Source organism: Bacillus sp. FSL K6-1366 (assembly GCF_037976695.1).
Lineage (GTDB): Bacteria > Bacillota > Bacilli > Bacillales > Bacillaceae > Bacillus > Bacillus subtilis.
On sequence record NZ_CP150268.1, the window covers coordinates 582,961 to 602,283 of the forward strand.

Genomic DNA, 19,323 nt, shown 5'->3' on the forward strand with positions numbered 1-19,323 from the left:
CCCTTAGTCTGTCTCACTCAAACCGAGATATGTAAAAAGAAGACATAAAAAAACAAGGCCCCATAATAAGGACCTTGTTTGTGCCATTATTTTGCTTCGCTGTATAGACGAGCCACTTCGTCCCAGTTTACAACATTCCAGAAAGCTGAAATGTAATCAGGACGGCGGTTTTGATAGTTAAGGTAGTAAGCATGCTCCCAAACGTCAAGACCTAAAATAGGCGTTTTGCCTTCTGAAAGCGGAGAATCTTGGTTTGGCGTGCTTGTAATTTCAAGTTTACCGTTGTTCACAACAAGCCATGCCCAGCCAGAACCGAAGCGTCCAGCTGCTGCTGCTGCGAATTGCTCTTTGAATTTGTCAAAGCTTCCAAATACACTGTTGATCTCTTCAGCAAGCGCGCCAGTCGGTTCGCCTCCGCCGTTTGGAGATAAAAGTGTCCAGAATAATTTGTGGTTCGCGTGCCCGCCGCCGTTGTTGCGGACTGCAGTTCGGATGTTTTCAGGAACAGAATCAAGATCTGCAACAAGCTCTTCAACTGATTTGTTGGCAAGAGCAGTGTTTCCTTCAACCGCTTTGTTTAAATTTGTCACGTATGTGTTGTGGTGTTTCGTATGGTGAATAGTCATAGTTTCCTTGTCGATATGCGGTTCTAATGCATCGTACGCATAAGGTAATTCTGGAAGTTCGTAAGCCATGATAATTCCTCCTTAGTATATATGTACTGAAATGCCGCTTCACAGCGAGCCTTTCTTCATTCAATGTAACAAAAGAATGCTTTGTAATCAATGAAAAAGCTCACGATTTAGCTCATTTCAGCGGACATATTTCACTTTAACCGATAATCTGTCCCATTAAACCTGCCGCCAGCATTTCTTATAGGACCGTCCATAAAAAGTATCCGATCATCAAAAGCTGTATGATGCCCTTTGCAATAACCCCTGTTAAAAAACCAATGAGTGAGCCGAGGCCAATTTTAAACGCTGACTTTAAGTCCTTCTGATGAACGATAAGTTCTGCGCAAACAGCCCCGATAAACGGCCCCAATATGATCCCTGCAACCGGAATGACAAAAGGCCCGATTAATAAACCGATCGTGCTTCCCCATATGGCAGCTTTGCTTCCTCCGAACCTTTTTACTCCAAGCAGATTCGACACGTAATCTGCTGCGAATAATACTGCGGCAAAAACTGCCTCAACAAGCCAGAACATATAAGAATACGGACTGAATGAAAATAAAAATCCGTACAATACAAATCCGGCAACAATAAATACTACGCTCGGAATAACAGGATACACCAGCCCGATAAAGGCAATGATAAAAACCGCTGCAATCAACAGCCAATACAACATATCCATAGCTTCCATCCTCCCATTTTACTCTGTCTTCTTCATGTCTTCCTTGTATTCACACGCATGCAACGATACAATAAGCAACATATATTAGTTTAGCTAGGAAGTGAAGATAGTGAATGTGTTTCAGCTTTTCATTAAAAGTACATACTCTCCCCGTGATATTGCAAAAACAAGATTTCAAGGAATCGGAAAAGCGATTCTTTATGTATTTTTGCTCTCTGTCCTGTTTGCAATCCCTACCGCTTATTATGTAAGTACAGGGACCGTAAAATCAATGAACGGCTTTAAAACTGTTTTAAACAAAGATTTCCCTGATTTCACAATTTCAAACGGCAAACTTCAAACGGATGAGAAAAAAGCCACGGAATCTCAAGCAAATGGTTTCGTTATCGTGTTCGATCCAACAGACTCCTATGGCACTGAACAAATTGAAGCAAAGCAAAACGCAATCGGCATCCTTCAGAACAAATTTGTTTTGGCCATTGACGGACAAGCCCAAGAAATGTCTTACTCAATGATGCCGTCAGAGTTACAGAAAAAAGATGTCATTGCAGGGTTAAACCAAAATAAAGCGATGATTGTAACTGTTCTCTCAGCTCTTATTTTTCTCGTAACAGCAGCGGGAAAATTTATTGAAGTATCGTTTTTAGCGCTTATCGGGTTAATCATTAAGAATTCGCAGAAAAAACATTTATCCTATCATCAGCTCTGGAAGCTTTCTGCTTATTCCATCACCCTTTCAACTGTATTCTTTACAATCATGCGGGCATTAGAAGCAACCGTACCAAGTGAATTTTTGCTGAACTGGTTTGTCAATTTTGTCATCCTGTTTCTCGTTTTAAAAGAGATTCCGTCCAAAAAAGCTGCTGTATAAACCGAGGCTGCATTCGCAGTCTCTTTTCTTTTGTCATGAATCGAAATGGACAAGCATACTATGGTATAAAATTTCGTATGCGGGAGGAAAAGCGATGAAGCGTCTCACCTTAGTATGCAGCATTGTTTTTATACTTTTTATTCTTTTTTATGACCTTAAAATTGGAACCATACCCATTCAGGACCTCCCTGTCTATGAAGCATCAGCAAAAACGGCTGTACAAGAACCGGCTTATAAAACGGTGAAGGTAAAGCCGGGTGATACGGTTATGTCGATAGTCGGATCAGCAGGTTCTCCGGATGACATTGTAAAGGATTTTGAAGCACTGAATCCAAATGTGAAAGCCAATGCCATTCAAGCGGGAACAGCGTATAAATTCCCGGTCTACCCTTAATTTAACGTTAATTTCTTGTCAGTTCGGCGAAGACACTGTTACAATGTAATTTGTAAAATAAATTCACATAAACCATACTAGAATTGTTATCTCTAGAAGCGGCAACTACAATTAAGGAGCGATTGCAAGTGAGTGAAATCACACATCGTACAAAAACGCGTCCCGTCAAAGTGGGACCTTTAACAATAGGCGGCAACAATGAAGTTGTCATCCAAAGCATGACAACAACGAAAACACATGATGTAGAAGCAACGGTTGCGGAAATTAACCGTTTGGCTGAAGCCGGATGCCAAATCGTTCGGGTAGCATGTCCGGATGAACGGGCAGCAAACGCCATTGCGGATATTAAAAAGCGCATTTCCATTCCTCTCGTTGTTGACATACATTTCGATTATAAACTTGCGTTGAAAGCCATTGAAGGCGGCGCAGATAAAATCCGAATCAACCCCGGCAACATCGGCCGGCGCGAAAAAGTTGAAGCGGTTGTTAAAGCGGCCAAAGACAAAGGCATTCCGATCAGAATCGGAGTAAACGCCGGTTCATTGGAAAAACGGATTTTAGAAAAATACGGTTATCCGACTGCCGATGGAATGGTAGAAAGCGCACTTCATCACATTAAAATTCTTGAGGATCTTGATTTTCACGATATTATTGTCAGCATGAAGGCCTCTGACGTGAACCTTGCAATCGAGGCTTATGAAAAAGCGGCGAAAGCGTTTGACTACCCGCTTCACCTCGGGATCACCGAGTCAGGAACGCTGTTTGCCGGCACAGTAAAGAGCGCAGCAGGACTCGGCGCCATTTTAAGCAAAGGCATCGGGAACACCATGCGCATTTCACTAAGCGCAGACCCTGTAGAAGAGGTAAAAGTAGCAAGGGAGCTTCTGAAATCTTTCGGCTTAGCCTCCAATGCTGCCACGCTCATCTCATGCCCGACTTGCGGCCGTATTGAAATTGATCTAATCAGCATTGCCAATGAAGTGGAAGAGTATATTTCTAAGATAAAAGCGCCGATTAAAGTTGCTGTTCTCGGCTGCGCTGTAAACGGACCTGGTGAAGCGAGAGAAGCTGATATCGGAATCGCCGGCGCACGCGGTGAAGGACTGCTGTTCCGGAAAGGGAAAATTGTCCGTAAGGTTCCAGAGGAAACGATGGTAGAAGAACTCAAAAAAGAAATTGACATTCTTGCTGAGGAACACTACGCAAAACTTGAAGCTGAAAAAGCAAAATTAAAAGAAGAAACACAAAAAGCTTGACGGGAACCCGTCAAGCTTTTTTGTGTTAGAAAAATGGAATAATAAATATTCCAAGCACTAATGAAACGACACCGATACCCATTGCCCAGGCGCCAAGGCCTTGAGCACCTCTTCTTCTTGCGATATAGCCGACAATAATACCGGCAGCTCCCAATAAAACAGGCAGTACAAACAATGAAATAATAGACAAGGCTAAAGCGATATATCCTATTCCCCGTCCTTCATTGACATTGCCGCCGCTGCGATCATTGTCTTGGTCATTGCTGCGTTCAGCAGCACGATAAGGCTCTGCGATTTCAGCAGCTGTTTCCTCAAAAAAACCGTCATTGTCACGGGTAATATTTGTCCCTTCAGATCCATGATCAACATAGTAACTGTTGTTATCACGCTTTTCGTAATCGTTTGCCACCTTCAATTCCCCCTTCTGTTTTATTAAAGGAGCTTTTATAGTTTGATCCATTTTGCCTGATTCATGTTTGCTAAACTTTTCTGTTAATGTCAATTGTTTATGTTACACTTGAAGGGATGAAACTGAAGGAGTGTGGGCATGTTACGCTTAGGAATAGATATTGACGGCACAATCACGGCTCAGGATACATTCGTCCCTTATTTGAACCGTTCGTTTAATCTTTCCATTTCATTAAACGATATGACGGATTATGATTTAACAAAGCTGTTAAACATTACCCAGGAAGAATTTTGGGATTGGATGAATCAAAATGAAGCGATCATATATAAGGAAGCATTGCTTGCACAGCATGCGAAACAGTCACTTGATCTTCTCAAAGAGGAGCACAAGCTTATTTATATTACAGCGAGACGGACTCATTTAACTGATATTACCTATGAATGGTTTGACAGACAAAACATTCATTATGACCACATCGAACTCGTTGGCGGTCATCACAAAGTTGAAGCGGTCAAGAATCATAACATCGACCTGTTTTTTGAGGATCATCACGGTAACGCCATGATGATTGCGAAAGAAGCCGGGATACCGGTGATTTTGTTCAATTCCCCTTATAATCAGCTTCCGATTGATTCAAACATCATCAGAGTAAACAACTGGCTAGAAGCCGTTCAATGGATGAACAACAACAAGCATCACTTAATACGCGTCAATAACTGAAAAAGGAGCCCAAACCGGGCCCCTTTTTCATATATACGCATTTTACGCAGTAGTGTTGTCTTGGTTTTCCGCTGTACAATCAGGGCATGTGCCGTAAATCTCAAATTTATGCCCGCTGACCTGATAGCCATCCAAATCATCACAAAGCTTGTCCATCGGACATGATTCAATTTCCTTTGTTTTGCCGCAGGCAAGACAAATAAAATGATGGTGGTGATGGGTGAATGAACACTTAAATCGGAAGAGCTTTTCACCGGACAGCTCAGTTGTTTCCAAAATCCCAAGTTCTTCATATAAAGAAAGATTTCTGTAGATTGTATCAAAGCTTAAGCCTGGATAATCATCATTCAGTGCAGACAGTACGTTTTTAGCGGTAAGATATCTGTCTGAATCAGCAAAAAGCTGCAGCATATCCTCCCGTTTGTTTGTATATTTATATCCGTTTTCTTTTAGTAGGTTCAGCGCTTCTTGTACGTTCATGAAGGGTCCCCCTTTTCGCTTTGCTTAAGAACGTATTACATGTATGAAAAAGAAAATGGCAGCTGTCTGTCCAGCAAGCCATTTTCTTTACTGCAGATAAAATTATACCCATAAAATGAATAAAAGTAAATGAAAGCCTAGTGGATTGCGTTTTTGAATTTTCCGCCTCTCGTTTCATGAGTATTCATAATTGTTATGAATGCATTTTGATCGACTTCAAACACAATCGATTTGAGCTTTGTCACTTCCAGCCTTGTGACAACCGCGTAAATTACGTCTTTTTCTTCGTCCGTATACCCGCCTTTCCCCTTCAGCTTCGTTGTGCCCCGACCAAGACGGTGCAAAATCGCGTCGGAAATCTCATCATACTGCTCAGACACAATAATGACAGCTTTTGTTTCATCAAGCCCTTGGATCACGGCATCAATCGTTTTCATCGCAATATAATAAGTCATGAATGAGTACATCGCTTGCTCAGGACCGAACACAAAAACTGCCCAAATGAAAATGAACACATTGATGAACATAACGAACTCACCTACTGAAAACGGGAGTTTTTTGGTCAGCAAAATACCGAGAATTTCTGTACCATCCATTGAACCTCCGTTTCGAATAACAAGCCCGACGCCAAAGCCGAGTAAAAGACCTCCGAACACAGTAGCCAAAATAGGCTGGGTTGTAATGGCTTCTACATGGTGAAGTGAGGATTCAATAACGGCAAGCCCGACAATCCCTATAAACGTAGAGACTAGAAAGGTCTTACCGATATATTTATATCCGAAGATCATAAAAGGAATATTTAATATGACAACGAAAAAAGCGAAATTCAGAAAGGGGTTTGACATAAAGAGGTGGTCTAAAATAAGTGATACACCGATAATCCCGCCATCAATAAAATCATTGGGGATTAAAAATAATTCAATACTTACAGCCGCAGATGCAGCTCCTACCAGAATCATAAAGACCCTGAAAATAAAATGGGTAAATGTTTCTTTCTTATGTTGTTTTGTTGGGGTCATAAAATCTCCTTTCCTGCAATAACTATTTTAAATACATTATAAATCTATTTTACCATTAAACACTGACACATTTTACTGATTTGCCCATACATTAAGTCTGGAGGTGGAATGACCGATGATTTTATTTCAAAGAATTATTTTGCAGCGGCTTAATCAGGCTACTGCTGATGATTTGCTGAAGTACTCAAAACAATACGGAATCAGCTTAACAAGATCGCAGGCCGTTGAAGTAGCGAACCTGTTATACGGGAAAAATGTAAACATCTTTAATGAGAGTGAACGAATGCGGCTGCTGAAACAAGTAGAGACGATTACATCGAAAGAAACAGCTCAAACAGTTAATGAACTATTCAAACAATTTACAAGCTAAAAAATGGGGGTGTTATCCCCCATTTTTTATTGCTGTAAAATCTTTTCAAGCAATGTATCATCAAATTGTTTTTCTTTCAGCATTTCAATCTCAAAACGGTATGGCGGTTTTTTGTTCTTTTTATCTTCACCGACGTATGGTGTTTCAAGAATTTTTGGAATGTCTTTTAACTGCTCATGGTGAACAACATATTGCAGTGCGTCAAAACCTATTTCACCAAAGCCAATATTTTCATGGCGGTCTTTTCTCGCACCTTTGACATTTTTGCTGTCATTGATATGAAGCACTTTAATACGGTCAATGCCAATGATTTTATCGAACTCATTTAGCACTCCGTCAAAGTCTTCGACAATGTTATACCCGGCATCATGTGTATGGCACGTGTCAAAGCACACTGACAGCTGCTCATTGTGTGTAACGCCTTCGATAATCTGCGCAAGCTCCTCAAAGCTTCTGCCGCATTCTGATCCTTTTCCAGCCATTGTTTCTAATGCAATCTGGACATTTTGATTCGGATCAATCACTTCATTTAAGCCTTCAATAATTTTTTTGATGCCGGCTTCAGCTCCTGCCCCTACGTGAGCGCCAGGATGAAGGACAATTTGCTTCGCTCCGATGGCCGCTGTCCGTTCAATTTCTGAACGAAGAAAATCAACACCCAGCTCAAAAGTGGACGGATTTGTCGTGTTGCCAATATTAATAATATAAGGCGCGTGTACGATAATCTCGTCAATGCCGTTTTCTTGCATATGTGCCCGGCCTGCTTCTATATTTAAGTCTTCAATTTTCTTTCGGCGCGTATTTTGCGGTGCGCCTGTATAGATCATAAACGTATTCGCCCCATAAGAGACTGCTTCCTGGCTTGCAGCCAGAAGCATATGTTTTCCGCTCATAGAGACGTGTGAGCCTATTCTCAGCAACAGGTTCCCCTACTTTCTTTTCTTAGATTGGTTTCTTCTCTGTTTTTTCTTGATTTTCTCCATCTCATAGCTCATTTTCTTTTTATACCCAGGCTTAACCTTCTTCGGCTTTTTCACGAGACGATGAGCAATTTCATCCGCTTCATTCGGCGTTTTTTTACGTTTTTTGCGGCGCTGACGGTCATCGCCTTTTTTCCATTCGCCCTTTTCAAGCTCTAAGTACTCAAATTCGATGCCCATTTTTTCAAGTCTTACTAATGCATCCTCATCAGTAAGCTCATAAATGGTCATCGCTTGTCCTGATGAGCCGGCACGAGCCGTTCTGCCCACACGGTGAACATAGAAATCGAGATCATCCGGCAGCTCATAGTTGATAACATGGCTGACACCTTTAATATCAATACCTCTTGCGGCAAGGTCAGTTGCAATGATATATGTGAATTCCAAATCATTGATCTGCTTCATGACTTTTTTCCGCTCACGTGGTGTTAATCCGCCGTGCAGCAAGCCGATTTTCATGCCTTTGCCAGTCAGATACTGGGCAATATGGTCAGCCGTATTTTTCGTGTTGGCAAACACAATCCCCAGGTATGGATTCAGATGCGACATGATGTCAAAAAGGAGCTTGTCCTTGTCACGATGTTTCGAAGGAATGAGGATATGCTCGATTTTCGCAGCAGTCACCTGTTTTGGCTCCACATGGGCGTATTTCGGATTTTCCATGTATTTCTTCAAGAATGGTTTCAGCTTTTCCGGTATGGTCGCTGAGAACACAAGCATTTGCAGATCCTCAGGCATGCGGGAACCGATGTAATCTACATCTGCAAGGAATCCCATGTCCAGCATTAAATCCGCTTCATCAATAACAAGAGATTCCGCTTTATGAACACTTAACGCCTGTTCTTTGATTAAGTCAGCAATCCGTCCAGGTGTACCGACAACAAGATGCGGCTGTATTTTCAATTTATCAATTGATTTTTGTTTATCAGTGCCTCCGATAAAACATTTCGAGCGAATCTGACTGCCTTCCTCACCCTGCGTGATTTTAAGCGCTTCCTGATAAATCTGGTTGGCAAGCTCTCTTGTCGGAGCCGTAATGACTACCTGAACGACATCCTTAGCAGGATCGATTTTGTTTAATAAAGGCAGTAAATAAGCGTGAGTCTTTCCAGTACCCGTCTGAGACTGGCCGATGACGCTTTCTTTTTTTAACACTGCAGGAATCAGCCTTTTCTGGATATCAGTCGGTTCGTAAAAACCAAGGCGATGTACTGCATCTATAATAAATGGTTTCAATTCATAAAGTTCAAATTTCGTTTCTTTCATTTTTCCCAGCTCCTTAAAGCGGCACATTATGTGTCCATCATCACATTATACCCGATTTTGCTTAAAAACACCACGTTTGCAAGGCGTTTGTTTTATTCAGTTATGTAAAGCAAATACCGCAGCCCATGCATATTCTAATAGCAGAGAGAGCTGAAAGGAGGTACAAGTATGTTTTCACCGCAGCAGCCAATGAGAAATTACCCACAGCCCGGACCGCCCCGCCCCATGCCAAATCAGCGAATGATGGGCAGAAGACCGCCTAATATGCGAGGACCTTCATTTGGAGCACAGCAGCAAGGTTTTCAGCAAGCCGGACAATTTCTTCCTCAGGCAAATGCCGGAGCGAGAAATGGTGCAGGTGCAGGTACAGGCGGAGGCTTAAAAGGAATGCTGTCAAGGTTCCTACCCGGCGGAGGAGGCGCTGGCAGCGCCGGAGTTCCTGGAATTCCAGGAGCAGGTGCAGCAGCGAGCGGAGGTGCTGGCCTGCAAGGCATTCAAAATATCGCCAATCCTGCATCATTATCCAGTATGCTTGGAAATGTGCAAAAAGTACTCGGCATGGCGCAGCAAGTCACCCCTATGATCCAGCAGTACGGCCCATTAGTCCGCAATCTGCCAGCAATGATGAAGCTGTACAGCCAATTAAGTAAAAGTGATGATACTGAGACAGAGGCCAATGAGGAAAGTGAAAAACAATCCGTTTCAGAAGAATCATCAGAAAAAGAGAAAGAGACTGAAACAAAAACCTCAGATGGGAACAAAAAATCAAAACCAAAAAGTTCTTCTCTCCCAAAGAAATCTAAAACAATTGACAATAAAGAACAAGAATCAAAAACATCTGCCCCGAAGAAAAAGGAAGCTGCCTCTCCTGCTCCGAAAAGAACATCAGGCAGTTCAAAACCGAGATTATATATTTAACATTCTTTGATATCTGAAGTGAGATTGGCTATAATGAGATCAGAAGAATGCAAGAATAGAGCCGTTTGATTACGGCTTTTTATATTGCCTTTACTCACTTCAGTATTGGAGGACAACCGAAAATGGACGTAATTAAAATTTCACCGCGCGGCTATTGCTATGGTGTTGTTGATGCTATGGTGATTGCCAAAAATGCGTCACTAGATAAAAGCTTGCCAAGACCCATCTATATACTCGGGATGATTGTTCATAATAAACACGTCACTGATGCGTTTGAAGAGGAAGGGATTTTTACATTGGACGGCTCTAACCGTCTGGACATCTTAAAGCAGGTTGACAAAGGAACTGTCATTTTCACTGCGCACGGTGTTTCTCCCGAAGTCAGAAGAATCGCAGAAGAAAAAGGGTTAGTCGCAATTGATGCTACATGTCCGGATGTGACGAAAACTCATAATCTAATCTTAGAGATGAAAGAAAAAGGATATCACGTGATCTATATCGGCAAAAAAGGGCATCCAGAGCCTGAGGGAGCCGTTGGCGTAGCGCCGGAGATCGTTCACTTAGTTGAAACAGAAGAAGATGTAAAGAACCTTGATATCCAAGCAGAGAAGTTAATCGTGACGAATCAAACAACAATGTCTCAATGGGATGTTCACGACATTATGGAGCTTGTCAAAGAAAAATATCCTCATGTCGAATATCACCAAGAGATTTGCCTCGCTACTCAAGTGCGGCAGGAAGCTGTATCAGAGCAGGCAAAAAAAGCGGACTTAACAATCGTTGTCGGAGACCCGAAAAGCAACAATTCAAATAGGCTTGCTCAAGTGTCAGAGGAAATAGCCGGGACAAAAGCATACCGGATCGGCGACTTAAGCGAATTGAAGCTCGAATGGCTGAAAGGCGTTAATACCGTTGCAGTTACAGCGGGAGCTTCAACACCGACGCCGATCACAAAAGAAGTCATTCGCTTTTTAGAGCAGTTTGATCACGAAGATCCATCAACTTGGACAACTGAACATAATATACCGCTCAAAAAAATACTTCCAAAAGTAAAAGCAAAAAACTGAGGCTGTAAAAGCCTCAGTTTTTTTATAGAAATATAAATGGATTTGTATCTGTTTCAGAAACAATGATATTCACGTCAAACTTTTTATCATTACACATTGATGTCAGTTTTCTCGTGACGCCTTCTTTCATGATTTTTTCCGCGTAATGGCCCGGATCAACCACATTTAGGCCAAGCATCATCGCATCATGGGCCACATGGAAGTATAAATCTCCTGTGACGTAAACATCGGCTCCCTTTCGTTTTGCATGATGAATATACTTGTTTCCATCTCCGCCAAGAACAGCTACCTTTTTCACCATACTGTCAGCATCTCCCACCATTCTGACACCATTGACGTCAAGCTTGTCTTTCACAAATAAAGCGAATTCCTTGAGCGTCATCTCATTTTTAAGGATTCCGACACGGCCGAGCCCTTTTTCGGCGGGAGTCTGTTCGACAGGATAGATATCGTAAGCGACTTCTTCATATGGATGGCTTTTTATCATTGCATTGATAACAGCTTTTTCGACGCTTTTAGGAAATACAGTCTCAAGCCTTACTTCATGAACAAGCTCAAGCTCTCCCACTTCACCGATAAAAGGCTTAGCTCCGTCCAATGGCTTAAAGCTGCCGATTCCTTCAGATGAAAACGCGCAATGGCTGTATTCACCGATATGGCCGGCCCCCGCATTTCCGAGCGCGGCTCTGACCTGCTCTTCATATTCCTTCGGCACGTAAACTGCCAGCTTTTTCAGAGGATCCGTATAAGTAGGTGCCAGCACTTCCGTCTCACTCAGCTCTAATGCTTCAGCAAGCAAATCATTCACGCCGCCGTCCGCAACGTCTAAATTTGTATGAGCTGCATAAACAGCAATATCATGCTTCAAACACTTTTCAATTAACCTTCCGGCAGGCTGATCTGTTGAAATATGCTTTAGCGGTCGGAAAATAGGAGGATGGTGTGCAATAATCAAGTCAACCTCTTTTTCAATCGCTTCATCGATAACGCTCTCTAACACATCAAGTGTAACCATCACATTTTTAATTGGTTTGTTTAAAGTGCCGATTTGCAGGCCGATTTTATCTCCTTCAACCGCATAGGCTTTCGGGGAAAATTGTTCAAACAGCTGGATGATCTGCTGCCCATTTACACTTTTAGCCATGATCGATTACCTCCTTTAACAGCTCCATTCGATCGGCGAGCTCCTTTAATTTTTGTTTGTTTTGCTCTGTATCCGCCGCTTGGCTGATCTGTTCATAAATGCTTTGAGTGTGCTGAAGCTCTTGTGTCCACTTTTTCAAAAAGACAGCATTTTTTTCTTTTGCCAAGAAAGGGCCGACGAGCATCCCGGCTGATAAAGAAATACCGTCATAAGCCGCATCCCTGTCTCCCGCTTCTGCCACCAGCACCTCATAGCACTTTCCGTCCTCTTCAAGGATTACCTCATCTATCAGCGCATATCCTTCTTTATAAAGCCACTCCCTGATATGAACAGCATGAATATTCGGCTGTAAAATGAGCCGTTCCTTCCCCGTTAATTTGTCTTTGCCCGCTTCTAAAATGTGAGCGATCAAAGCCCCGCCCATTCCGGCAATCGTAATGGCATCAGCTTCACCTTTTTTAATCACTTCCAGTCCGTCTCCCTGCCTTACAGAAATGTGCGAGTTTAAGCCTGATTTTTCAACCTGCCGCTTTGCAGACAAAAATGGGCCGTCTGTTATTTCTCCGGCAATCGCCCCGCTGGCTTTATGATTCAGCACCGCATAACAAGGAAGGTATGCGTGGTCAGAGCCGATATCGGCCATCACCGCTCCATTCGGTATGTACTCCGCTACTGTTTGCAATCGTTTAGATAATTTTAATTCGTTCACTTGTCATCACAACTTTTCTCAATCATTTTTTCCTTTACTATCATATAAAAAATCAGCCCGGAATCCAAGCTGAAGCAAATGATTTTGAGATTATTTCTTTTGATGCGGGTCTGCACGCGGCAGTCAAAAATAAAAGGCTGTCGAGAACATCTCGGCGGCCTGTGAATGTATAAAGAGAAAAATAGTTCTTTTATTTAATTTTTGACACCCACTCTGCCATATCATCCAGCTTATCGGCCGGAACAAGACCAGAAGGCATTCCATTACCGCCTTTTTCGATCTTTGTTTTAATTTCAGCGACATCTTTCTTATCCCCTACACCTTTTAAGCTAGGACCCGAAACACCTTCATAATTTTCACCGTGGCATGCGATGCAGTTTGCCTTGTAAATTTCTTCTGGTGAAGCGTTTGCATCTTTCTTTTCAGCAGATTTGCTTTCTCCTCCGCTCGCAATCTCCCGAGAGTCATCAAGTCCTTTTACTGATAAAAAGAAAGTTAGACCAATTCCTAAAACAGCGATCAGCAAAAATGGAATAAGCGGGTTCCATTTCATTTCCCTTCCCCCTTTTTGATCCTTCCCCCTATGTAAACACTTCTAATTCTAACTTATTTTTACAAAAAGTAAATGGATTGCTATACAAAAGTTTTTTATTCACACTTTGTACAAAATTGAATAGAAACATGCCTAAATCTCTAATATCCTTTTTATTCTATTGTATAATGTATTGTATACGCTTACAATAGTAAATATGGAATTAGATTTTGAAATTTTTCACCACAATGTTCATTTGCAAATGACATCATTTTTCAGTAAAATAAAGGCATATTATCCATATATCTTTTTAAAAAAAAGAAGAACGGATCTTCAAGACCCGTTCCATCTTATTCAAGGAAATCTTTCAAACGTTTACTTCTGCTAGGATGTCTTAGTTTCCGCAACGCTTTGGCTTCGATTTGTCGAATACGCTCTCTCGTTACTCCAAATACTTTGCCGACCTCTTCTAATGTTCTTGTACGGCCGTCATCAAGACCGAATCGAAGACGCAATACATTTTCTTCACGATCAGTTAACGTATCAAGCACATCTTCCAGCTGCTCTTTCAATAGCTCGTATGCGGCGTGGTCAGAAGGTGAAGTTGCTTCTTGGTCTTCAATGAAATCACCAAGGTGCGAGTCATCCTCTTCACCGATCGGTGTTTCCAGAGATACCGGCTCTTGAGCAATCTTTAAGATTTCGCGTACTTTTTCAGGCGTTAAATCCATATCTTCCGCAATTTCTTCAGGTGTTGGTTCTCTGCCTAAGTCTTGCAGTAATTGACGCTGCACACGGATTAATTTATTAATGGTTTCAACCATATGAACGGGAATCCGGATCGTTCTCGCCTGATCGGCAATGGCGCGTGTAATCGCCTGTCTGATCCACCACGTAGCATACGTACTGAATTTATAACCTTTGCGATAATCAAATTTTTCAACGGCTTTCATCAGGCCCATGTTTCCTTCCTGGATCAGATCAAGGAACAGCATACCGCGTCCGACATACCGTTTTGCGATACTGACAACAAGCCGCAGGTTCGCTTCAGCCAATCTGCGTTTAGATTCTTCGTCACCTTCTTCAATCTTTTGAGCGTAGGCGATTTCTTCTTTTGCAGAAAGAAGGTTAACCCGACCGATTTCCTTTAAATACATACGAACTGGGTCATTGATTTTAACGCCAGGCGGTACACTTAGGTCATTAAGGTCAAATTCTTCTTCGGCTTTGGCAAGCTGCTGAATATTAGGATCTTCTGTTTCTTCATTCTCACTAATTAATTCAACACCTTGTTCACCTAAAAATTCATAATACTCATCCATTTGGTCTGATTCAATTTCAAAGCTGGACATACGCTCAGCAATTTCTTCATATGTCAAAACGCCACGTTTTTTACCAGACTCTGTTAATTGCTCTTTTACTTGGTCGAATGTTAATTCTGTCTCGTGGGTTTGTTTATCAGCCATTATGGATCCCTCCTTCCAAAGCTTGCAACGAATTCTATAAGCGGTATGATTCTTATTCGGTCCATTCAGGCGTTTTCTATGTGAACTGCCTTTAACAATGTGCGAATAATGAAATGACAATTCATGATGAGGTTAAGCGATCTATTTGCTCCTCCGCAAGGAATCATTGCCAATACATGCTCCTCATCAGTTCTCCAGTTATTTTAAAGATCGGTTCAATGTAACGATTTCTTGAGCCAGAGAAGCAGCTCTTAAAAAATCTTTTTGCCTTTCGGCTTCGGCTCTTTCCGCCTCTTTTTCTTTTATCATTGACCAATTTCTTTGATTCAACACTTTTTTTACATAATCTGATAACTCGGCTTCGCTAAGCTCTTGACTAACCTGAAGCATTAATATATCAGACAAGAGCTGGCTTATATGATCATCCGTCACCCTGGCCATCAGATGCTGAGGCGTCAGCTCGGCTCCCTCTTCATAAAAAGCATAAAGATAGGCGGCTAATGCCCGGTGCTCATCAATATTAAATTGAAACCCTACCCGGTCAATCACTTTTTTGATGACGCTCCGATCTCGAAGCATGTGAGCGAGTAACAGCCTTTCTGCATTTTCATACGCCGGACGCAAACGTTTTTGCCTTGCTTTTGTCGTCAGATGCGCTCGCCGCGTTTTAGTTTCACCGCTATTGTCAGCAGGTTTGTTTTGTTTGCTGAAAACAGACAGCTGCTCAGTTAAAGACTCCTGTGAAAGCGAAAACTCTGAAGCAAGCTGCTTTACATAGACTTCCTGCTCTAGAGACCCTGAAAGCGTGCTGATTTCTTTCAGTACGTCTTTAATGTAAGCTAGGCGGTCGCCTTCATCGGACAGGTTCTTTCCTTTTCGGAAATATTGCATTTTGAACGCCATTACGGTGACACTTGCGTCAATAATGTCGTTTTTAAATTTTTCCCCGCCGAATTTTTTGATGTAATCATCAGGGTCCAATCCGTCAGGAATCATTGCAACTCTGACTTTGCAGCCTTTTTTTTGCAGAAGCTCCGAAGCTTTTAAGGTGGCTTCATAACCGGCTTTATCAGAGTCATAGCAAAGAATGATTTCTTCGACGTTTCTTCTCAGGATCTTGACATGATCATCTGTAAGAGATGTTCCCATCGTGGCTATGCTTTCTTTTACACCCGAGCTTACGGCCGATATGACATCAGCAAACCCTTCAAATAAGACTGCTCTTTCCTGCTTTCTGATATGAAGGCGGGCCTTATAAAAATTGTAAAGCAGTTTGCTTTTATGAAAGAGCGGGGTTTCAGGACTGTTCATATACTTAGGCTGCTGGCTGCCAAGAGCCCTGCCTGAGAAAGCAACAACAGCCCCGTGATGATCATGGATCGGAAACATGACACGGTTTCTGAAGCGGTCGAAATATCCGCTTCCGTCTTCGCGTCTGATCAGGAGACCCGCTTTTTCCATTTGTGCCTCACTAAATCCCCTCTTTACAAGGAATTTCGTGATAAAGTCCCAAGAATCAAGAGCATAGCCAATCTGAAATTCATCAATCAGCTCTTTCGTAAAGCCCCTAGAAAGCAGATAATCCAGTGCCTCTTGACCTTCTTTTGTATTTATTAACAAATGATGGTAAAATTTCTTCAGGAGCTCATGTGCCTCAGCCATTTTTTGTTCTCCAGAAGACTCTGGCCGGGCTCCGGAATGGACTGTTATATCATCTGGAAAATCAATTTGGTATTTGTCAGCAAGGTGAGAAACCGACTCGGCAAATGAGTAGCCTTCCATCTGCCTTAAAAAAGAGAAAACATTGCCGCCCGCTCCGCAGCCAAAGCAATGAAAAATCTGTTTGTCGGGCGATACGGAAAACGAAGGTGTGCTTTCTCCATGAAAAGGACAGAGTCCAAAGTAGTTTCGGCCTTGCTTCTTTAATTGAACATAATCACCTATGACTTCAACGATATCTGCCGACTTTTGCACCTGATCCACAATTTCATCTGGTATCCGATTTCCCATCTTATAACACTCCGTCGTACATTATTCGATGCTTTAGTGCAAAATCCCTTCATCGTTCGACAGGATTTTTTGCAGCAGTGTAATAAATCGTTCTCGATCTTCTTTATTCAATTTTTTAGGCCCTTTGGCATATACGCCTTTTCTTCTTTGTTTGCCGGAAAAATGACGGCCCTCTAGGGCAAAATCAATCGTGTCTTCTTTGTAAAGACGACCTCTTTCCGACATAACGGAGACATTTCTGTTCAACAGCAGAGATGCTAATCCGATGTCCTGCGTCACAACAATATCTCCCGGTTTCACGTGATTTGCGATATATAAATCAGCAGCTTCTTTATGAGGATCAACATACTTCCATTTTTCTTCATTGCTTCTGGAAAGCTGATAATGTTCAAATGAAGCGACAAAAAGAACTTGAACTTCATACTCGGATGCTGTTTGTAAAATTTCATCTTTTACCGGACAAGCATCAGCATCGACAAAAATCGTCTTTTCTTGTTCATTAAGAAGAGTAATTCTCCATCCCTCCATTAAACTCCTGCATAAAAGCAAGCAAAATCGCACATCCTTTATTATTGTGGATGTATATGAATTTGTCGAAAAATTTCCGGGAGAAATTCTTGACATCTTACCCATAATAGTTTATTCGTATCACACGATCCTTAAACCTAAAATTAATCATTTTATCACAATTTTTTATTATAATACAAACTTCACAAAGATGCTATTGTTTTTCATTATTCCCTTTTGGCACAGCCAAAAACCCAGGATAGAGCGTCCTGAGTTATATGTTTTTTGTTTTGAGATGATGGATAATATTTGCTGTTTCCTCAACCGCTTTATTTGAAACATCAACAACCTGGCAGCCGATCCGATCCACAATCTTTTCGAAATACTCGAGTTCCTCTTTGATTCTGTTGATATTTGCATAAATCGCTTTATCATTAAGCCCGAGTGATTTTAAACGTTCTTTTCTGATATGATTCAGTTTATCAGGGCTAATCTTTAAACCGATGCATTTTTTCGGATCAACGTTAAAGAGTTCTTCCGGCGGATCAACCTCCGGTACAATCGGAACATTGGCAACCTTCAGGCGTTTGTGTGCGAGATATTGAGACAGCGGTGTTTTAGACGTTCTTGACACGCCGATCAAAACGATATCAGCTTTTAAAATTCCTCTTGGATCACGTCCATCATCGTATTTAACTGCAAACTCGATGGCCTCCACTTTTTTGAAATAATCTTCATCAAGCTGGCGCACCCGCCCCGGTTCGTATTTCGCTGTTAAACCGTAGGCTGTTTCCATTTTATCAATCAACGGGCCGATAATATCATAATATAAAACATTTGCTTTTTCCGCTTCGGCTATCAAATATTCTCTGATTTCCGGCACCACGAGTGTAAAACAGATAATGCCGCCGTCTGCCTTTGCAAGTGAAATCACTTCATTGATAGTGCCTATATCTTCAACATAAGGAATTCTTCTTACATGAGTATCATCCGCTGATCCGTTAAATTGGCTGAGTGCTGCTTTTACTACCAATTCAGCCGTTTCACCGACGGAATCCGATACAACATAGATGATGCGGTTATTCATATTATCCCCCCGTTAGTTTGCAATCTTATAGGATTTCATTTTCAGATAAACTGACAAGTATTTTTGTCATATTTGTTTTTGTCACTCTGCCGATCACTTCAAAGCCTTTATCGGTGTCTTTGATGACAGGCAGTGCATCAATTTGTTTTTCTATTAAGTGCTTTGCAATGTCCATCACATAATCCTCGCGTCTGCACACCGTAATGTTCGGCATCCTTGTCATGATGATGTGAACAGGGACCGATGTAAGCTCCTGCTGGCCAATGCTCGCTCTGAGCAAGTCTTTTCGTGAAAGCACCCCGACTAAAACAGCATCGCGGTCCACCACAAACAGAGTACCTACATCTTCTAAAAACATGGTGCAAATCGCATCGTACACAGAAACGTTTTCGTGAATCACTACGGGGATAGATTGAAAGTCTTTCACCTGAAGCTTTTTGAGTTTATCCGCCAAAAGCTGCGTGCCGGTTTTTCCCGTATAGAAATAACCGACTCTCGGGCGCGCCTCGAGGAATCCTGACATGGTGAGTATGGCTAAATCCGGGCGCAATGTCGCCCTGGTTAGGTTCAGCTTTTCTGCAATATGCTCCCCTGTAATCGGCCCGTTTTCTTTTACAATCTGCAAAATATGTTCTTGCCGTTTATTTAGTTCGATCGTACTCACCACCTTTTCACTTCATAGCTATGTAAAGAAATAATAATCCATATTATAACGTAAATATCTTGTAATCAAACAAAAAACTTATAAATGGGGAAAAGACG

22 protein-coding genes are annotated in these 19,323 nt (G+C 41.9%); 7 read left to right on the top strand and 15 right to left on the bottom strand.

All coding sequences use genetic code 11. The features are described 5' to 3' along the window. Positions 1-86: 86 nt before the first annotated feature. Positions 87-695: a superoxide dismutase SodA gene (gene sodA / locus MHI44_RS03130; protein WP_004398583.1), complete on the bottom strand. Its 609-nt coding sequence runs from the start codon at positions 693-695 to the stop codon at positions 87-89. A 178-nt stretch (positions 696-873) separates the two neighbouring features. Next, positions 874-1,356, bottom strand: coding sequence for a DUF456 domain-containing protein (locus MHI44_RS03135; protein ID WP_004398518.1), 483 nt, complete (start codon positions 1,354-1,356; stop codon positions 874-876). A gap of 109 nt (positions 1,357-1,465) precedes the next feature. On the opposite strand from MHI44_RS03135, the gene MHI44_RS03140 reads away from it, so the two are divergent. The 3 genes from MHI44_RS03140 (at position 1,466) to ispG (ending at position 3,877) form a co-directional block, all read left to right on the top strand. Next, positions 1,466-2,227, top strand: coding sequence for a DUF1189 domain-containing protein (locus MHI44_RS03140; RefSeq protein WP_015384107.1), 762 nt, complete (start codon positions 1,466-1,468; stop codon positions 2,225-2,227). 94 nt (positions 2,228-2,321) lie between these two features. Then, positions 2,322-2,621 (top strand): LysM domain-containing protein, encoded by a 300-nt coding sequence (locus tag MHI44_RS03145; RefSeq protein ID WP_003230087.1) that lies wholly within the window; start codon positions 2,322-2,324, stop codon positions 2,619-2,621. Between the two features lie 122 nt (positions 2,622-2,743). Next, positions 2,744-3,877, top strand: a complete 1,134-nt coding sequence (gene ispG, locus MHI44_RS03150; protein ID WP_010886567.1) for a flavodoxin-dependent (E)-4-hydroxy-3-methylbut-2-enyl-diphosphate synthase — start codon at positions 2,744-2,746, stop codon at positions 3,875-3,877. Between the two features lie 25 nt (positions 3,878-3,902). On the opposite strand, the gene MHI44_RS03155 is transcribed toward ispG, so the two are convergent. Further along, on the bottom strand, positions 3,903-4,292 hold the full coding sequence (locus MHI44_RS03155; RefSeq protein ID WP_339203508.1) for a DUF308 domain-containing protein: 390 nt from the start codon (positions 4,290-4,292) through the stop codon (positions 3,903-3,905). 132 nt (positions 4,293-4,424) lie between these two features. On the opposite strand from MHI44_RS03155, the gene MHI44_RS03160 reads away from it, so the two are divergent. Next, positions 4,425-5,006 (top strand): nucleotidase, encoded by a 582-nt coding sequence (locus MHI44_RS03160; protein WP_003246215.1) that lies wholly within the window; start codon positions 4,425-4,427, stop codon positions 5,004-5,006. A gap of 42 nt (positions 5,007-5,048) precedes the next feature. Here MHI44_RS03160 and zur read toward each other — a convergent pair whose 3' ends face one another. Beyond that, positions 5,049-5,486 (bottom strand): zinc uptake transcriptional repressor Zur, encoded by a 438-nt coding sequence (gene zur, locus MHI44_RS03165; RefSeq protein WP_003230079.1) that lies wholly within the window; start codon positions 5,484-5,486, stop codon positions 5,049-5,051. Positions 5,487-5,623: 137 nt separating this feature from the next. Next, positions 5,624-6,505 carry a YitT family protein gene (locus MHI44_RS03170; protein ID WP_003230077.1) on the bottom strand — a complete coding sequence of 294 codons (882 nt, stop codon included), beginning with the start codon at positions 6,503-6,505 and terminating at the stop codon, positions 5,624-5,626. Between the two features lie 115 nt (positions 6,506-6,620). On the opposite strand from MHI44_RS03170, the gene MHI44_RS03175 reads away from it, so the two are divergent. After that, positions 6,621-6,875: a DUF2624 domain-containing protein gene (locus tag MHI44_RS03175; RefSeq protein WP_003230076.1), complete on the top strand. Its 255-nt coding sequence runs from the start codon at positions 6,621-6,623 to the stop codon at positions 6,873-6,875. Positions 6,876-6,901: 26 nt separating this feature from the next. On the opposite strand, the gene MHI44_RS03180 is transcribed toward MHI44_RS03175, so the two are convergent. Both MHI44_RS03180 and cshB read right to left on the bottom strand, forming a co-directional pair. Continuing rightward, a complete protein-coding gene (locus tag MHI44_RS03180; protein WP_009967756.1) occupies positions 6,902-7,795 on the bottom strand; it encodes a deoxyribonuclease IV in 894 nt (297 codons plus the stop codon). Positions 7,796-7,804: 9 nt separating this feature from the next. Continuing rightward, the gene (gene cshB, locus MHI44_RS03185; protein WP_004399101.1) at positions 7,805-9,121 is read right to left on the bottom strand and encodes a DEAD-box ATP-dependent RNA helicase CshB; all 1,317 of its coding nucleotides are present in this window, start codon (positions 9,119-9,121) and stop codon (positions 7,805-7,807) included. Between the two features lie 168 nt (positions 9,122-9,289). On the opposite strand from cshB, the gene MHI44_RS03190 reads away from it, so the two are divergent. Next, positions 9,290-10,039, top strand: coding sequence for a YqfQ family protein (locus MHI44_RS03190; RefSeq protein WP_256682879.1), 750 nt, complete (start codon positions 9,290-9,292; stop codon positions 10,037-10,039). 122 nt (positions 10,040-10,161) lie between these two features. After that, positions 10,162-11,106: a 4-hydroxy-3-methylbut-2-enyl diphosphate reductase gene (locus MHI44_RS03195; protein WP_014477361.1), complete on the top strand. Its 945-nt coding sequence runs from the start codon at positions 10,162-10,164 to the stop codon at positions 11,104-11,106. Between the two features lie 22 nt (positions 11,107-11,128). Here MHI44_RS03195 and MHI44_RS03200 read toward each other — a convergent pair whose 3' ends face one another. The 8 genes from MHI44_RS03200 to ccpN form a co-directional block, all read right to left on the bottom strand. Further along, positions 11,129-12,250 (bottom strand): Nif3-like dinuclear metal center hexameric protein, encoded by a 1,122-nt coding sequence (locus tag MHI44_RS03200; RefSeq protein ID WP_131227635.1) that lies wholly within the window; start codon positions 12,248-12,250, stop codon positions 11,129-11,131. Continuing rightward, on the bottom strand, positions 12,243-12,893 hold the full coding sequence (trmK, locus tag MHI44_RS03205) for a tRNA (adenine(22)-N(1))-methyltransferase TrmK (protein WP_069837638.1): 651 nt from the start codon (positions 12,891-12,893) through the stop codon (positions 12,243-12,245). Before trmK ends, MHI44_RS03200 begins: the two co-directional genes overlap by 8 nt. A 256-nt stretch (positions 12,894-13,149) precedes the next feature. Further along, entirely contained in the window at positions 13,150-13,512 is a 363-nt protein-coding gene (gene cccA, locus MHI44_RS03210) for a cytochrome c550 (protein WP_003230068.1), read from the bottom strand. Between the two features lie 329 nt (positions 13,513-13,841). Beyond that, a complete protein-coding gene (gene rpoD / locus MHI44_RS03215) occupies positions 13,842-14,957 on the bottom strand; it encodes an RNA polymerase sigma factor RpoD (RefSeq protein WP_003226225.1) in 1,116 nt (371 codons plus the stop codon). Positions 14,958-15,155: 198 nt separating this feature from the next. Further along, positions 15,156-16,967, bottom strand: a complete 1,812-nt coding sequence (dnaG, locus tag MHI44_RS03220; RefSeq protein ID WP_064671022.1) for a DNA primase — start codon at positions 16,965-16,967, stop codon at positions 15,156-15,158. A 33-nt stretch (positions 16,968-17,000) separates the two neighbouring features. After that, positions 17,001-17,495, bottom strand: a complete 495-nt coding sequence (locus tag MHI44_RS03225; protein ID WP_003230065.1) for a YaiI/YqxD family protein — start codon at positions 17,493-17,495, stop codon at positions 17,001-17,003. A gap of 253 nt (positions 17,496-17,748) precedes the next feature. After that, positions 17,749-18,561 carry a pyruvate, water dikinase regulatory protein gene (locus tag MHI44_RS03230; RefSeq protein ID WP_003230064.1) on the bottom strand — a complete coding sequence of 271 codons (813 nt, stop codon included), beginning with the start codon at positions 18,559-18,561 and terminating at the stop codon, positions 17,749-17,751. 25 nt (positions 18,562-18,586) lie between these two features. Beyond that, entirely contained in the window at positions 18,587-19,225 is a 639-nt protein-coding gene (ccpN, locus tag MHI44_RS03235) for a transcriptional regulator CcpN (protein WP_003237058.1), read from the bottom strand. Positions 19,226-19,323: the final 98 nt, after the last annotated feature.

Bases quoted from the DNA above. Each gene is read 5' to 3' on its own strand.
- sodA (WP_004398583.1), bottom strand. From the start codon at position 695: ATGGCTTACGAACTTCCAGAATTACCTTATGCGTACGATGCATTAGAA.
- MHI44_RS03135 (WP_004398518.1), bottom strand. From the start codon at position 1,356: ATGGATATGTTGTATTGGCTGTTGATTGCAGCGGTTTTTATCATTGCC.
- MHI44_RS03145 (WP_003230087.1), top strand. From the start codon at position 2,322: ATGAAGCGTCTCACCTTAGTATGCAGCATTGTTTTTATACTTTTTATT.
- MHI44_RS03160 (WP_003246215.1), top strand. From the start codon at position 4,425: ATGTTACGCTTAGGAATAGATATTGACGGCACAATCACGGCTCAGGAT.
- zur (WP_003230079.1), bottom strand. From the start codon at position 5,486: ATGAACGTACAAGAAGCGCTGAACCTACTAAAAGAAAACGGATATAAA.
- MHI44_RS03170 (WP_003230077.1), bottom strand. From the start codon at position 6,505: ATGACCCCAACAAAACAACATAAGAAAGAAACATTTACCCATTTTATT.
- MHI44_RS03175 (WP_003230076.1), top strand. From the start codon at position 6,621: ATGATTTTATTTCAAAGAATTATTTTGCAGCGGCTTAATCAGGCTACT.
- cshB (WP_004399101.1), bottom strand. From the start codon at position 9,121: ATGAAAGAAACGAAATTTGAACTTTATGAATTGAAACCATTTATTATA.
- MHI44_RS03190 (WP_256682879.1), top strand. From the start codon at position 9,290: ATGTTTTCACCGCAGCAGCCAATGAGAAATTACCCACAGCCCGGACCG.
- MHI44_RS03195 (WP_014477361.1), top strand. From the start codon at position 10,162: ATGGACGTAATTAAAATTTCACCGCGCGGCTATTGCTATGGTGTTGTT.
- MHI44_RS03200 (WP_131227635.1), bottom strand. From the start codon at position 12,250: ATGGCTAAAAGTGTAAATGGGCAGCAGATCATCCAGCTGTTTGAACAA.
- trmK (WP_069837638.1), bottom strand. From the start codon at position 12,893: ATGGCCGATATCGGCTCTGACCACGCATACCTTCCTTGTTATGCGGTG.
- cccA (WP_003230068.1), bottom strand. From the start codon at position 13,512: ATGAAATGGAACCCGCTTATTCCATTTTTGCTGATCGCTGTTTTAGGA.
- rpoD (WP_003226225.1), bottom strand. From the start codon at position 14,957: ATGGCTGATAAACAAACCCACGAGACAGAATTAACATTCGACCAAGTA.
- dnaG (WP_064671022.1), bottom strand. From the start codon at position 16,967: ATGGGAAATCGGATACCAGATGAAATTGTGGATCAGGTGCAAAAGTCG.
- MHI44_RS03225 (WP_003230065.1), bottom strand. From the start codon at position 17,495: ATGGAGGGATGGAGAATTACTCTTCTTAATGAACAAGAAAAGACGATT.
- MHI44_RS03230 (WP_003230064.1), bottom strand. From the start codon at position 18,561: ATGAATAACCGCATCATCTATGTTGTATCGGATTCCGTCGGTGAAACG.